We start from the raw sequence: 13,229 nt of genomic DNA, 5'->3' as shown, positions 1-13,229 counted from the left end.
TTACCGGCAAGCGCCGCACCGGCATCCACGACAGCGGGAACGTTGCCCGCGGGAACGAACCGGACCGGCGTTCAACTACTCTCGACGCGGTGCTCGGACATTCTCATGCGACCAGCGGCGCGCTCGCCTGGTCGGTGGCGGCGGCGACGCTGCCGCTCGCGGTGGTGACCTATCCGGTGATGCAGGACGTGGACGCCCGCCTCGGGCCCGTCGACGTGCTGCTCGGCGTCTTCCTCACGGCCGGTGCGGCGCTGCTGCCCGACGCCGATCACCCGAAAGGCACGCTCGCGCATGTGCTCGGGCCGCTGTCGTATTTCGCCTGCAAGATCATCGCCAAGGTCTCCGGCGGGCACCGCCAAGGCACGCACTCCCTGCTGTTCGTGGTCGCCGCCGCCTACGGCACCTGGGCCGGAATGCACTGGATCGGACGGCCGTTCACCCTCGCCCTGGCCTTCTTCCTGCTCGCACTCGCCGTGCGGGCCCTGCACCTGTACCCGCCGGGAGACGACATCCGCAGCTGGGGCACCGTCGTCGTGCTGGCGGCAGCGGGCACCTTCGTGATGGACCACTGGATCAGCGACAAGCCCGCGTGGCTGCCCTTCTGCGTCGGCCTCGGCGCCCTGGCCCACCTGCTCGGCGACTGCCTCACCGACCGCGGCTGTCCCCTGCTGTGGCCGTTCAAGCCACGCACCTGTTTCCCCATCATCGAGCGGACCGGCAACAAGGTCGAAACCTGGGTTCTCGCACCGCTGTTCACCGTCGGCACGTTGGCTGTGCTCTGGCACGTCTTCACCGTGCCCGCGTGAGCGATGCTGTCCCGGCGGCACCGTGAGGCCGCCGGGGGTCTGGTCCCTTGGCCCTCCTCAGCTTTTCGGGAGGTGAGGAGTGTGGGTTTCGTGTGTGGTGAGTTGGATAGGCTCTGTATGCATTGATGCGCATATCGTCGTATAGCTATCTTTAATCGGTACTGGGCTCGCCGATCCGGTCGATTCCCTCTCCTTGTCTCGGGATCCGCCTGCGATACCAGAAATCCTGCTGTGCCGCCGATTCACTCACAGGCCGATCCCTGGCTCCCCCCTCGCTCCACAGGTCCTCCGAGCACCCCTCCCCTCCCCCGCCACCCGGTGGCACCCTTGGCTCATGACTCTCGATCACGGTGATCCCGGCGACGCCCCTTCGGTCCCCCAGCCCATCGCGCCGGTGGTGGATGCCACCCGTCCCTCGGCGGCCGAGGAGGCCAGGACGGTGGTGGCCGCCACCAATATCGCCACGCTGGCGAGCCTGTCCGAGGACGGCGGTCCCTGGGCCTCGTTCGTCACCTACGGCGAACTGGGCGGCCGGCCGGTGCTGTGTGTGTCCCGGCTGGCCGAGCACGGGCGCAATCTCGCGGCCGATCCGCGGGCGAGCCTGTCGATCGTGGCGCCGGAGGTGCCCACCGACCCGCTGGCCGGCACCCGGGTGACGCTGGCCGGCGTGGTCGAGCAGCCGACCGGGGACGAGGCCGATGCGGCACGGAGCGCACACCTGGCAGCCGTGCCCGCCGCGCGCCATTACATCGACTACAGCGACTTCACGGTGTGGATCCTGCGGGTGCACCGGGTGCGGTGGGTCGGTGGTTACGGGCGGATGGATTCGGCCACCGCCGAGCAGTACGCCGCGGCCCGTCCCGATCCGATCGTGCCCGCCGCGGCCCGCGCGGTCGCGCACCTCAACGACGATCACGCCGACGCGCTGGCCGATATGGCCCGGGCGCTGGGCGGCTACCCGGACGCCACGGCGGCGCGGTGCGAACGGGCCGACCGCTACGGCCTGGACCTGCGGGTGGAGACACCGCGCGGGGTGGCGCGCACCAGGGTCGGTTACCTGGCGCCGCTCGACGACGTAGGCGAATTACGTGCGGCGACGGTCGAATTGGCGCGACGCTCACGCAGCGGGAACCGGCCTTGACGGCCACCGGGGCCGGGTGATTGATTGGGCGGACACGGTGTGGCCGCGATCACGCTGCCCGCCGCGAACAGGAAGGCTGTGGCATGCGGTTCACCTACGCGGAGACGATGACCGACCCCTCGTTCTACGTGCCCCTGGCACAGGCGGCCGAGGCGGCGGGGTATACCTCGATGACGATCGCCGACAGCATCGCCTATCCGCGGGATTCCGAGGCCACCTACCCCTACACCCCCGACGGCAGCCGGGAGTTCTTGGAGGACAAGCCGTTCGTCGAGGCGTTCGTGCTGTCGGCGGTGATCGCCGCGGCGACCACCCGGCTGCGGCTGACCCCGTTCGTGCTCAAACTGCCGATCCGCCCACCGGTACTGGTGGCCAAGCAGGCGGCATCGGTGGCGGCGTTGAGCGGCAACCGGCTCGGCTTGGGCGTCGGGATCAGTCCGTGGCCGGACGATTTCGAGATCATGGGCGTGCCGTTCGAGAAGCGCGGCGCGCGGATGGACGAGTGCATCGATATCGTGCGCGGGCTGACCGCGGGCGGCTACTTCGAGTACCACGGCGAGTACTACGACCTGCCGCCGATCAAGATCAGCCCGGTGCCGACCGAGCCGATTCCGATCCTCATCGGCGGTCACAGCAAGGCGGCGCTGCGGCGGGCGGCGCAGCGCGGGGACGGCTGGATGCACGCGGGCGGTGACCCGCAGGAGCTGGACCGGCTGCTGGCGGAGTTGGACGCGCTGCGTGCGGAATACGGCGCGCGCAAGGACTTCGAGATCCACGTCATCTCGGTGGACGGGTTCACCGTCGACGGGGTGAAGCGGCTCGAGGACAAGGGCGTGACGGATGTGATCGTGGGCTTCCGCAATCCCTACACCCGGGAACCGGACAACGAGAGTCTGGACACCAAGATCGCGAATCTGGAGCGGTTCGCGGAGAAGGTCGTCGGACGCACCTCCTGAGGGTTTTCGTCTCGTAGCGTGGCGGGCATGGAGATCGCGAGCAGGGTGGGTTCGGCGGTCGGGTCTCCCGTCACGGAGGTGACCGATCTGGGGTCGAGCCACGGGTGGCGGTTGGCGCGCATGCGCTTGGCGGACGGGCGTGCGGTGTTCGTGAAGCACACGGCGGCGCACGGGCCGGTGCTGGCAGCGGAGGCGGCCGGGTTGCGCTGGCTGGCCGAGGGGGATGCCGAGCTGCCGGTGCCGGTGCTGGCCGACGGCGAGGGGCTGCTGGTGTTGCCGTGGCTGTCGGCCGCGGCGCCGAGTGCCGAGGCGGCGGAGCGGTTCGGTCGTGGGCTGGCGCGGCTGCACACGAGCGGGGCGGAGTGGTTCGGTGCGCCGTGGCAGGGGTGGATCGCCGAGCTGCCGCAGGACAACACGCGGTCGAGCGGTCCGTGGTCCTCGTGGTTCGCCGAGCGGCGGGTGGTGCCGTACCTGCGCCGGGCCGCCGGTGTGCTGGGCGCGGAGGGGGTGCGGGTGGTGGAGCAGGTGGTCGACCGGATCGAGGTGCTGGGCGGGCCGGCGGAGCCGCCGTCGCGGATTCACGGTGATCTGTGGTCGGGGAACGTGGTGTGGACGGCGGAGGGTGCCCGCGTGATCGATCCGGCGGCGCACGGCGGGCATCGGGAGTCGGATCTGGCGATGCTCGCGTTGTTCGGTGCGCCGTACCTGGATCGGATCCTGGGGGCGTATCAGGAGGTCGCGCCGCTGACGGAGGGGTGGCGGGCGCGGGTGCCGGTGCATCAGTTGGCGCCGCTGCTGGTGCATGTGGTGTTGTTCGGCGGGTCGTATCGGGGGCAGGTGATCGCGGCGGCGCGGGCGGCCTTGGCCGGATGAGGCGGTCGGCGTTGGGGTGTTCAGCGGTTGATGTCGTCCAGCTCGGTCAAGTCCTCATCAGAGAGGGTGAGTCCGGCGCCGGCGATGTTCTGGCGCAGATGTGCCGTCGATGACGTGCCGGGGATGAGCAGGATGTTCGGTGATCGCTGCAGCAGCCAGGCCAGCGCGACGGACATCTGTGTCGTCTCCCGTCGAGCGGCGACCGCCGAGAGCGTCGAGGACTGAAGCGGGGTGAAGCCCCCGAGGGGGAAGAAGGGCACGTACGCGACGCCGTCGGTGGCGAGCCGGTCGATGAGCTTGTCGTCGTGGCGGTGGGCGAGGTTGTACATGTTCTGCACGCACACGATCGGCGCGATGTGCTGTGCCTCGGTGACCTGCTCCTCGGTGGCGTTGCTGATCCCGAGGTGGCGGATGAGGCCCTGCTGCTGGAGTTCGACGAGCGTCTCGAACGCCTCGGCGAGCGAGCCGGGCTGGGGACCTTGGGCGTTGCCGAGTCGGAGGTTGACCAGGTCGAGTACGTCGAGGCGGAGGGACTCGAGGTTGTCGTGGACCTGGCGGCGCAGATCGTCGGGTCGACGGGCTGTCGGCCAGCCGCCCTGTTCGTCGCGGGTCGCGCCCACCTTGGTCACGATGTGGAGCGAGTCGGGATAGGGGTGCAGTGCCTGGCGGATCAACTCGTTGGTGACGCGCGGCCCGTAGGCGTCGCTGGTGTCGATGTGTGTGATACCGAGGGCGACCGCTTCACGCAGCACGGCCAGGGCACCCTCGCGATCGGCGGGCGGCCCCATCACCCCCGGGCCGGCCAGTTGCATGGCGCCGTAGCCGAACCGGGTGACGGTCAGGTCACCGAGCGTCCAGGTGCCGCCGGGAAGAGGGAGGGAGGGTGTGCTCATCGTGGTGCCTTTCGTCGTGCACTCGGGGGTGGGTGGCCCCTGCTGGATTCCTACATCAGCATTGGAGAGAAACTTCCTGTCGGGAAGTAGGCACTCGGGAGTGCGTAACCCACCCAGTGGTGAGAGGTGCGATCAGTGACGACGATGAAGGCGGCCGAGAAGAGGGCTCAGGCCAAGGTGGAGTACAACGCGTTCTTGGCTGGGTGCCCCAGCCGGCAACTGCTCGAGCGAATCTCGGACAAGTGGGTCGTCCTGATCCTGTGTGCGCTGGGCGGCGACAACAGTTCCGGTCGGCCCGGTGCCGCGGACGCAGACGGTCCGAAACCGATGCGTTACTCCGAGATCTCTCGGCTTCTCGCCGGAGCCAGCCAGAAGATGCTGACCCAGACGCTACGGTCGCTGGAGCGCGATGGTCTGCTCACCCGTACCGTGACGCCGACCGTCCCTGTCACGGTCTCCTACGAGCTGACCGACCTCGGCCTCTCGCTCCACCACATGACCCGCGGGCTCAGACACTGGGCGCAGACACACATGGCCGAGGTACTCGCCCACCGCGAGAACTACGACACGCGCACCCCCTGACGACTCACATCCAACCGTCCGACAGCTCGACGAAAGGGCTACCGCCCACGGCGCGGTCGGGCGGGCCGGATCTCACTGTCGGCGGGCGCGGCGGGAAGCTGGTGGCCGCGGTGCCGGCGGGTATGGTGCGCGAGGGGTAGCCGGGCGATCGCGGCACCCCCGGGGCCGCGGCGGTCCGTGGCGGTGGGGTACGCGATGATCGGGGTGAGGGAAAGGATTTCGATGACCACTACCGCGCACGCTTTCGACGTCGATACCGCGAGCACCCCGGTGGGCGAGCATGTGTATGCGCTCGAGTTGACCGATCGGTGGAACACTCCGGCCGGGACGGCCAACGGCGGGTACCTGTTCGCGGTCTGTCTGCAGGCGCTGGCGCGGGAGGTGCCGCAGCCGGACCTGTTGTCGGCGTCGGGGCATTTCCTGCGGCCGGGGACGCCGGGTCCGGCGCGGGTGTCGACGGAGACGGCGCGGATCGGGCGGCGCACCGGGACCGGGGCGGCGACGTTGCTGCGCGAGGATCGGGAGATCGTGCGGGTGCTGGCGACCTTCAGCGATCTCGGTGCGGCGCAGGGGCCGACGATGGAGGCCGGGGTGGCCCCGGCGCTTCCGGCGCCACGGGAGTGCGTCGACCCGCACGAGGGGCGGGATCGCGGCGACGGCATCGGGGCGCGGGTGGAGTACCGGATGCCGGAGTTGCCCGGATTCTTCCGCGGGACGCCGCGCGGGGCGACGACGTGGGAGTTCTGGATGCGGTTCGCCGACGGGCGGGAGGCGGATCCGATCGCGCTGGCGGCGTTGGTGGACGCCGCTCCCCCGGTGGTGTTCGATCACGGGATCGGCGGGTCGTCGACGATCGAGTTGACCGCGCACATCCGCAGGCGTCCGGCGCCGGGCTGGCTGGCGTGCCGGGTGAGCACGAAACACCTGGTGAACGGCTTCCACGAGGAGGATTTCGAGATCTGGGACAGCAGCGGCGCGCTGGTGGCCCAGTCCCGTCAGTTGGCGCTGGCCTTCTAACGCGATGACCTAGTCTGGGCCGTATGACGAGCGCACCGATCGCGGACCTGTCGACGGCGGAGAAGGCGGCGCTGGGCAGCGGCGCGGATTTCTGGACGACCAAGGCGATCGGTCCGGTCGGGTCGGTGACGATGACCGACGGCCCGCACGGGGTGCGCAGGCAGGTGGGCGCGACCGATCACCTGGGGTTGGCCGAGAGTGTGCCGGCGACGTGTTTCCCGCCCGCGGTGGGGCTGGCGCAGAGCTGGGATGCGGATCTGGTGCGCCGGGTGGGTGTGGCGCTGGGGCGCGAGGCGCGGGCGGCGGGGGTGGATGTGTTGTTGGGGCCGGGGGTGAACATCAAGCGTGATCCGCGCGGTGGGCGCAATTTCGAGTACTACTCGGAGGATCCGGTGCTGACGGGGGTGTTGGGCGCGGCGTGGGTGGCCGGGTTGCAGAGCACCGGGGTCGGGGCGTCGGTGAAGCACTTCGCGGCCAACAATGCCGAGCACGATCGGATGCGGTCGAGTTCGGACGTCGATGCGCGACCGTTGCGGGAGATCTATCTGCGGGCGTTCGCGCATATCGTGCGTGCGGCGCGGCCGTGGACGGTGATGTGTTCCTACAACCGCATCAACGGGGTGTACGCGGCCGAGAACCGGTGGTTGCTGACCGAGGTGTTGCGCGGTGAGTGGGGGTTCGACGGTGTGGTGGTGAGCGACTGGGGCGCGGTGGCCGATCGGGTGCGGGCGGTGGCGGCGGGGCTGGACCTGGAGATGCCCGGTGGGGGCGGTGATTCGGATGCGCGGGTCGTGGCCGCGGTGGAGGCTGGTGAGCTGGATCCGGCGGATCTGGATCGGGCGGCCGCGCGGATGGCGGCGTTGGCGGAGCGGGTGGCGGCGGGCCGGGAGTTGTCCGCCGAGCCGGTGGATGTGGCGGCGCACCATGCGTTGGGGCGGGAGGTGGCCGGGCGGTGTGTGGTGCTGTTGAAGAACGACGGGGACATTCTGCCGTTGTCGGCGGGGCGGTCGCTGGCGGTGGTGGGTGAGTTCGCGGAGGCGCCGCGCTATCAGGGCGGTGGGAGCTCGCATGTGAACGCCACCCGGCTCGACATACCGTTGGCCGAGATCCGGGCGCTGGCGGCGCCGGGGACGGTGGCGTATGCGCGGGGGTTCACCACCGACGGCACCGGTGATGCGGCGGCGATGCGGGCCGAGGCGGTGGAGACCGCGGCGGCGGCCGAGGTGGCGGTGGTGTTCCTGGGGTTGGCGGCGGGTCAGGAGTCGGAGGGGTTCGACCGCGAGGACATCGAGCTGCCCGCCGAACAGCTGCGGTTGTTGCAGGAGATCGTGCGGGTGCAGCCGAAGACGGTGGTGGTGCTCGCGCACGGCGGGGTGGTGCGGTTGACGCCGGTGGCGGCGGCGGTGCCCGCGATTCTGGACGGCGGCCTGTTGGGGCAGGCCGGTGGTGGTGGGGTGGCGGATGTGTTGTTCGGGCGGGTGGATCCGTCGGGGCGATTGGCGGAGACGGTGCCGTTGCGGTTGCAGGACTGTCCGGCGTATCTGAACTTTCCCGGCGAGCATTCGCATGTGCGGTACGGGGAGGGGTTGTTCGTCGGGTATCGCTGGTACGACGCGCGGGAGTTGGCGGTGGGCTTTCCGTTCGGGCACGGGTTGTCGTACACGAGTTTCGACTATTCGCAGTTGTCGGTGGAGTCGGACGAGTCGGGTTGCACGGTCGGGGTGACGGTGACCAACACCGGGGCGCGGCCGGGTCGTGAGGTGGTGCAGGTGTACACCGCCATGCCGGGGTCGGTGGTGGTGCGGCCGCCGCGGGAGTTGAAGGGTTTCGCGACGGTGGATCTGGAACCCGGTGCGAGCGAGCGGGTGTGGGTGACGATCGGCCGGGCGGAGTTGGCGTACTGGGACACCCGGGTGGATCGGTGGCTGGTGGAGGGCGGCGACTACGAGGTGCTCGTGGGTGCGTCCAGTCGCGATATCCGGCTCACCGGCACGGTGTCGGTGGCCGGGGACGGGGTGCGGGTGCCGATCACGATGGAGTCGACGTTGGGTGAGGCGTTGGCCGATCCGGCGGCGGCCGCGGCGATCGGTCAGGTGGCGGCCGGGATGGGGGCGATGGTCGGCGGTGGTGACGCGCTGGGGGTGGACATGATGCGGATGCTGGAGTCGATTCCGTTGGGCAGGCTGGCGAATTTCGGGATGGACACCGAGGCACTGGCACGCGCGCTGGGCGCGGCCGATGGCGGAGCGTCCGCGTAGGGCGCCGCGGCAGCGGCGCTCCCGGGAGACGGTGGACACGCTGTTGGAGGCGGCGGCGCAGATGTTCACCCGGCGGGGACTCGCGGCCACGACCAATCACATCGCCGAGCGGGCCGGGCTGTCGATCGGCACCCTGTATCAGTACTTTCCGAACAAGGAGGCGTTGCTGCATGCGCTGGCGGCCCGGCATCTGGCCGAGGCGCAGGAGCGGTTGATGCCGCTGCTGGCCGAGTTGCGGCGCAGCGCACCGGAGTTCGAGGAGACGGTGCGCCAGGTGCTGGAGGCGGTGGTGGATCTGCGCCGGTGTGGTCGGGGTGGCGAGGACCCGGTGTATAGGGGTGCCGGTACGGATCGTGTTTTCAGCCGCAAGTCACAGAGCCACCGCCTGTGGATGACCCAACAACCCCAGCCCGGGTGTTCCGTGAACTGTTCCGGTGAGCCCCCGTTATATGGAACAATACGCGGGTGAACGAGCCGTTTCGCGTCGGGTACTGCCGCTGCTCTTCCGATGAGCAGGACGTCGAAGTTCAAACAGAGCGGCTTCGGACCCTTGGAGTGCCGCACGACCGAATTTTCATCGACACGGGGTTCTCCGGAACGACGCGCAAGAACCGAGCCGGTCTCGACAGTGCACTCGCCGCCGCGTCGGCGGCGGCAGTTGCCACAGGCCGACCGGCAGTGCTGACTACGACAAAGTTCGACAGGTTCGCGCGGAGCATGGCCGAAGCCGGTGAAGTCCTCACTGGCCTACGCGAGCGTGGCGTGCTGTTCGGCCTCGGTAGCTCGATCTACGACTGGGATGACCCGTTCGGCGAACTGTTCCTGCAAACGCTGGCGATGGTCGCCGAGTTCGAGGCGAACCTGAACCACCTACGGACCCGTGAGGGGATGGCAAACGCTCGCGCGAAGGGCCGTCTCAAGGGCAAGCGACCGAAGTTGCCGCTTGCAGCCCGGAGGACGATCTATCGCCGCTACCACGACCCCGGAGACGACGCCAGCTTGGCGGACCTTGCCGAGGAATACAGCGTCGGCCGATCCACCATTCATCGGATCGTGAGCAGCGGCATGCCGCAGGCGTAGCTGTGGAATCGAATCGAAACGTACGGAGAGGACGAATAGGGTGCTGACAACCCTGAGCGTGGCGAACTATCGGTCGCTGCGGGAGTTGGTGGTGCCGCTGGGTGAGCTGACGGTGATCACGGGCACCAACGGCGCCGGGAAGTCCAACCTGTACCGGGCATTACGGCTCCTGGCCGACACGGCCAGCAACGGAGCCGTGGGCGCTCTGGCGCGGGAGGGCGGCCTACCTTCAACGTTGTGGGCCGGCCCGCCGAACGGTGCCCGCAGCGTTCGGCGTGGGCAACCGAGCCTTCAGAGTGGTCCGGTCACGTTGCGGCTGGGATATGCCGGTGACGAGTTCGGCTACGCAGTGGATCTGGGCGTACCGGGCGGAGACCTCGACGGCTCCGCCGAGACCCGCACGATGTTCGGACTGGACCCGGAGATCAAGTCCGAATGTGTGTGGTCGGGCCCGGTGCTTCGACCGTCCGCGGTTCTGGTTGAGCGATGCAACAGTCGCGTGCTGGTACGCGACGGCTCGGACATTGCCGACTACGCGATCGCCCCGTTCGACAGCATGCTCTCCGAATTCGCCGACCCGGCGACAGCGCCGGAGCTGCTCGTCTTGCGGGACCGGATGCGGGGCTGGAGATTCTACGACCACTTCCGCACTGACGCCGATGCCCCGGCCCGTCTCAGCCGGGTCGGCACTCGGACCCCGGTCCTCGCCGCAGATGGTGCCGACTTGGCGGCGGCAATCCAGACGATCCGCGAGATCGGGGACCCTGAGCTGCTGGATGAAGCGATCGACGACGCGTTCCCGGGATGTCAGGTGTTCGTCGACGACCGCAACGGCCGATTCGACCTGCAATGGAAGCAGCAAGGACTCCTACGGCCGCTCGGTGCGGCGGAGCTGTCCGACGGCACCTTGCGGTACCTGCTGCTCGTTGCCGCCCTGTTGACACCCCGGCCGCCGGAGCTTCTGATCTTCAACGAACCGGAAACCAGCCTGCATCCGGACCTGTTCGCTCCGCTCGGACACCTGATCGCCGCGGTATCGCAGGACACCCAGATCATCGTGGTTTCTCACGCTCAGATGGTGATCGACGCACTGATCCGAAACGGCCACAGCGTGACCGCGATCGAGCTGGTCAAACAGTCCGGAGAAACGACAATCTCTGGACAGGGACTCCTGGACCGGCCCCAGTGGAACTGGTACGAACGCTGACCCGGGGCCCGATCCCGAATCCGGCAACCCTATCGCTGTCCTGCGGACACCGAGACGACCTCGGACAGGTCCTTGCCCTCGACATCGGGCCGAATGCTGCTGTGATAGGCAGTGATTTGCCCCCCGGTGACTACGGCCGTGTGCGCGGTGCGCATCGTTCCGGGGTGCGGTGACGGCATCGTGATCACCGCCTCCAGATAGGCGAGCGTCACGCCTGGAGCGAGTTCCCGCTGCTCGGATACCTCGATGGTGACCGTGCTGTCACGGTAGAGGGTGGCGAACCAATGCTGGTGCGCGTCAGCCATCGCGTCGCGACCCTGACGGACCGCCCCGATCTCGTCGACGAATGTGACGTCGTCGGTGAAGTGCTCTGCCCATCGGCGGGCATCGCCATCATTCCACGCGCCGGCGAGGCCGGTGATCACACCGTGGATGTCCATTCCATCCCTTTCATTGTGTCTGTAGTAGGTGGCTGGCTGTGCCGAACGCGACGATCGCGACGGGCGCCGGCACAGCCGGGTATTGCACCCAGGTGTCTCAGGGCACCATGACCAGCCAGGATCCACTGCTGGAGGGCTGGCAGTATCCACCCGGATAGTGGACGGCCAGGCTGCGGCACTCGTTCGCCGACCCGGTCACTCGGGCCACCTTGCCCCAGTTGATCGAATCATTCGGATTCTGTCGCAGAACCATATCCGAGGCGGCGAAATCCTGCGTAGCCACCGCCACGCCGGCACCGCCGGCGACGATTCCGACTACCACCGCTCCGACGGACAGCAGCGTCACCACACTGCCCAGCGTTGCCTTGAACTGCACCGATGCCGACTTTGTTGACATGTTCTGAAACCCCCGGATCGTGAATCTATTTGTAACCCTTACATTCCGGTAGGACGCAGCACAGCACGATCCAGTTCCATCGAACATGTCCAGACCACTTGATGCGAAGACATCGACGTCGCCGATCTTCGCCCTCAATCAGCGCCAGGCGGCGCGATCCGCTGCGCCGACCAGTACGACTCCGTCTCTACGGCGTTCGGTCAGCGGCCTTCCTCATCCGCCGAGGGCAAGGCGGGTATTCATGTTGAGCTCGACCTTGCCGTAGGGGAGCACATGGGACCAGAACAGCCGGGTTAGGCCGCGTTGGTCCTCGGCGGTGAGGACCGCGTCCCAGTCCGGGTCGGCGAGGACGTCCTGGATCATCAGGGTGTTGACGTAGACCATGGCGGCCTGTCAGATCCGCAGGCACTGCACCGACTTCTTCTGTTCGTCGCGGCGGTTGGAGGCCAGTTCGGCGTTCTTACCGTAGAAGATGATGCTGTTGGCTCGGTTCCAGGACTCGATGACGTTGAGCCCGTCGTTGATCTCGCGTTGCAGTCCGCGACTGCGCAGGTAGCGGGCCAGATCGCCTTCTGTGCCCGACCGAGTCCGATCATGGCCTGGTAGGTTGGGTGGGCAGAGTTGGCTTTCATGAACCGGCGCAGGATCGCTTCGGTGGAGGCGCTACCGGTGCGGATCGCTGTGGTGTACTTGAGCATCTGGTCGTACTGCTCGCCGATCTTCGCCCGGTTGATCGGCCGGGTCATGGCCGGTTTCAACCCCGGCCACAGGTCCGGCTCCCCGGCCGCTGGCCGGTACAGCTTCACCTTGTTGATCCGCTTGATCCGTGGCAGCAAATCCAACCCGAGCAGTTTTGTGATGCCGAACCCGATCTCGGACTGGCCGTGGGTATCGACGTAGTTGCCCGACACCGTCATCTCGGTCCCGTGGTGGATCGCGCCGTCGACCATCGCGTGCACCTCAGAGGCCGAGCAGTCCAGCAGCTGGGAGTGCACGACCACCGTGGCGATCTCGATCGCGATCCGCCGCGCCGCCTCGGTGTTCAGGTAGCGGCGGCGCGCGTAGCGGATCTCGTCTTCGCTGTGGCGATCGGTGCTGCCGGCCACCGCCCGGATACCGGTGTTGGTGCCGTAGGCGTAGATCGCCAGCAGCAGCCGTTCGACCAGCACCTCCTCGGCCAGGTGGCCGCGGTCGGCGACCGAGGTCACCGCCCGCAGGCACCCGGTGCGCAGAACGGCCTCCTTGACGATGTCGATCAACGGCACTACGCCCCACACTCGCTCGTCGGGCGGGTAGTAACGCAGGTTCGCGCCCGCATACTTGCCGATGAGCTCCAGTGCGTCGAGGACCGGCCGGTGCATGGTGTTGTTGCTGCAGAATTCCAGCACACTCAACAGCTTGATCAGCCTGGACCGGTAGTGGTTGGCATAGGACGAACGCAGCGTGGCCTTCACCGTCGCCTCTGCCACCTTGAACAGCAAGTTCTCCTTACCGGTGACCTTCTTGAACTTTGATCAACTCGTTGGTCACCCGCACCTCGGCGCGGGCGTTGATCCGGTGCACCGTGGAGTTCAGCAGC

At 68.2% G+C, this 13,229-nt stretch carries 15 protein-coding genes; 10 read left to right on the top strand and 5 right to left on the bottom strand.

Annotation, left to right across the window (positions count from 1 at the left end; all coding sequences use genetic code 11):
* Nucleotides 1-89 precede the first annotated feature (89 nt).
* The 4 genes from AMO33_RS05535 to AMO33_RS05520 all read left to right on the top strand — a co-directional run bounded on the left by AMO33_RS05535 (nt 90) and on the right by AMO33_RS05520 (nt 3,776).
* Nucleotides 90-806, top strand: coding sequence for a metal-dependent hydrolase (locus tag AMO33_RS05535; RefSeq protein WP_011209483.1), 717 nt, complete (start codon nt 90-92; stop codon nt 804-806).
* Between the two features lie 334 nt (nt 807-1,140).
* Nucleotides 1,141-1,947 carry a HugZ family pyridoxamine 5'-phosphate oxidase gene (locus AMO33_RS05530; RefSeq protein WP_060590982.1) on the top strand — a complete coding sequence of 269 codons (807 nt, stop codon included), beginning with the start codon at nt 1,141-1,143 and terminating at the stop codon, nt 1,945-1,947.
* Between the two features lie 83 nt (nt 1,948-2,030).
* Nucleotides 2,031-2,903: a TIGR03619 family F420-dependent LLM class oxidoreductase gene (locus AMO33_RS05525; RefSeq protein WP_060590980.1), complete on the top strand. Its 873-nt coding sequence runs from the start codon at nt 2,031-2,033 to the stop codon at nt 2,901-2,903.
* A 27-nt stretch (nt 2,904-2,930) separates the two neighbouring features.
* A complete protein-coding gene (locus AMO33_RS05520; protein ID WP_060593306.1) occupies nt 2,931-3,776 on the top strand; it encodes a fructosamine kinase family protein in 846 nt (281 codons plus the stop codon).
* Between the two features lie 20 nt (nt 3,777-3,796).
* Here the strand turns inward: AMO33_RS05520 and AMO33_RS05515 are convergent, their stop codons facing one another.
* On the bottom strand, nt 3,797-4,669 hold the full coding sequence (locus tag AMO33_RS05515) for an aldo/keto reductase family oxidoreductase (protein WP_060590978.1): 873 nt from the start codon (nt 4,667-4,669) through the stop codon (nt 3,797-3,799).
* A 135-nt stretch (nt 4,670-4,804) separates the two neighbouring features.
* On the opposite strand from AMO33_RS05515, the gene AMO33_RS05510 reads away from it, so the two are divergent.
* From AMO33_RS05510 to AMO33_RS05485, 6 genes are all read left to right on the top strand, one after another.
* Nucleotides 4,805-5,251 carry a winged helix-turn-helix transcriptional regulator gene (locus AMO33_RS05510; RefSeq protein ID WP_060590976.1) on the top strand — a complete coding sequence of 149 codons (447 nt, stop codon included), beginning with the start codon at nt 4,805-4,807 and terminating at the stop codon, nt 5,249-5,251.
* Between the two features lie 222 nt (nt 5,252-5,473).
* Nucleotides 5,474-6,268 (top strand): thioesterase family protein, encoded by a 795-nt coding sequence (locus AMO33_RS05505; RefSeq protein WP_060593305.1) that lies wholly within the window; start codon nt 5,474-5,476, stop codon nt 6,266-6,268.
* Between the two features lie 23 nt (nt 6,269-6,291).
* Nucleotides 6,292-8,526, top strand: a complete 2,235-nt coding sequence (locus tag AMO33_RS05500) for a glycoside hydrolase family 3 C-terminal domain-containing protein (RefSeq protein ID WP_060590974.1) — start codon at nt 6,292-6,294, stop codon at nt 8,524-8,526.
* Nucleotides 8,527-8,557: 31 nt separating this feature from the next.
* A complete protein-coding gene (locus tag AMO33_RS32820) occupies nt 8,558-8,995 on the top strand; it encodes a TetR/AcrR family transcriptional regulator (protein WP_307581787.1) in 438 nt (145 codons plus the stop codon).
* On the top strand, nt 8,992-9,606 hold the full coding sequence (locus tag AMO33_RS05490; protein WP_060590973.1) for a recombinase family protein: 615 nt from the start codon (nt 8,992-8,994) through the stop codon (nt 9,604-9,606). Before AMO33_RS32820 ends, AMO33_RS05490 begins: the two co-directional genes overlap by 4 nt.
* 40 nt (nt 9,607-9,646) lie before the next feature.
* Nucleotides 9,647-10,813: an AAA family ATPase gene (locus AMO33_RS05485; RefSeq protein ID WP_060590971.1), complete on the top strand. Its 1,167-nt coding sequence runs from the start codon at nt 9,647-9,649 to the stop codon at nt 10,811-10,813.
* 29 nt (nt 10,814-10,842) lie between these two features.
* On the opposite strand, the gene AMO33_RS05480 is transcribed toward AMO33_RS05485, so the two are convergent.
* The 4 genes from AMO33_RS05480 to AMO33_RS32290 form a co-directional block, all read right to left on the bottom strand.
* On the bottom strand, nt 10,843-11,253 hold the full coding sequence (locus AMO33_RS05480) for an SgcJ/EcaC family oxidoreductase (RefSeq protein ID WP_060590970.1): 411 nt from the start codon (nt 11,251-11,253) through the stop codon (nt 10,843-10,845).
* 97 nt (nt 11,254-11,350) lie between these two features.
* Nucleotides 11,351-11,629, bottom strand: a complete 279-nt coding sequence (locus AMO33_RS05475) for a hypothetical protein (protein WP_060590969.1) — start codon at nt 11,627-11,629, stop codon at nt 11,351-11,353.
* 234 nt (nt 11,630-11,863) lie between these two features.
* Nucleotides 11,864-12,034: a Tn3 family transposase gene (locus AMO33_RS33085; protein ID WP_107103086.1), complete on the bottom strand. Its 171-nt coding sequence runs from the start codon at nt 12,032-12,034 to the stop codon at nt 11,864-11,866.
* Nucleotides 12,013-13,131, bottom strand: a complete 1,119-nt coding sequence (locus tag AMO33_RS32290) for a Tn3 family transposase (RefSeq protein WP_060590967.1) — start codon at nt 13,129-13,131, stop codon at nt 12,013-12,015. Before AMO33_RS32290 ends, AMO33_RS33085 begins: the two co-directional genes overlap by 22 nt.
* Nucleotides 13,132-13,229: the final 98 nt, after the last annotated feature.

The sequence above is a fragment of the Nocardia farcinica genome (assembly GCF_001182745.1).
Taxonomy (GTDB): Bacteria; Actinomycetota; Actinomycetes; order Mycobacteriales; family Mycobacteriaceae; genus Nocardia; species Nocardia farcinica.
Note: the sequence above shows the minus strand (reverse complement) of the source record. Positions and strands in the feature narration are given on the sequence as shown.

Excerpts from the sequence above, each read along its gene's own strand:
- AMO33_RS05505 (WP_060593305.1), top strand. The coding sequence starts at position 5,474 with ATGACCACTACCGCGCACGCTTTCGACGTCGATACCGCGAGCACCCCG.
- AMO33_RS05515 (WP_060590978.1), bottom strand. The coding sequence starts at position 4,669 with ATGAGCACACCCTCCCTCCCTCTTCCCGGCGGCACCTGGACGCTCGGT.
- AMO33_RS05525 (WP_060590980.1), top strand. The coding sequence starts at position 2,031 with ATGCGGTTCACCTACGCGGAGACGATGACCGACCCCTCGTTCTACGTG.
- AMO33_RS05530 (WP_060590982.1), top strand. The coding sequence starts at position 1,141 with ATGACTCTCGATCACGGTGATCCCGGCGACGCCCCTTCGGTCCCCCAG.
- AMO33_RS33085 (WP_107103086.1), bottom strand. The coding sequence starts at position 12,034 with ATGGTCTACGTCAACACCCTGATGATCCAGGACGTCCTCGCCGACCCG.
- AMO33_RS05480 (WP_060590970.1), bottom strand. The coding sequence starts at position 11,253 with ATGGACATCCACGGTGTGATCACCGGCCTCGCCGGCGCGTGGAATGAT.
- AMO33_RS05520 (WP_060593306.1), top strand. The coding sequence starts at position 2,931 with ATGGAGATCGCGAGCAGGGTGGGTTCGGCGGTCGGGTCTCCCGTCACG.
- AMO33_RS05500 (WP_060590974.1), top strand. The coding sequence starts at position 6,292 with ATGACGAGCGCACCGATCGCGGACCTGTCGACGGCGGAGAAGGCGGCG.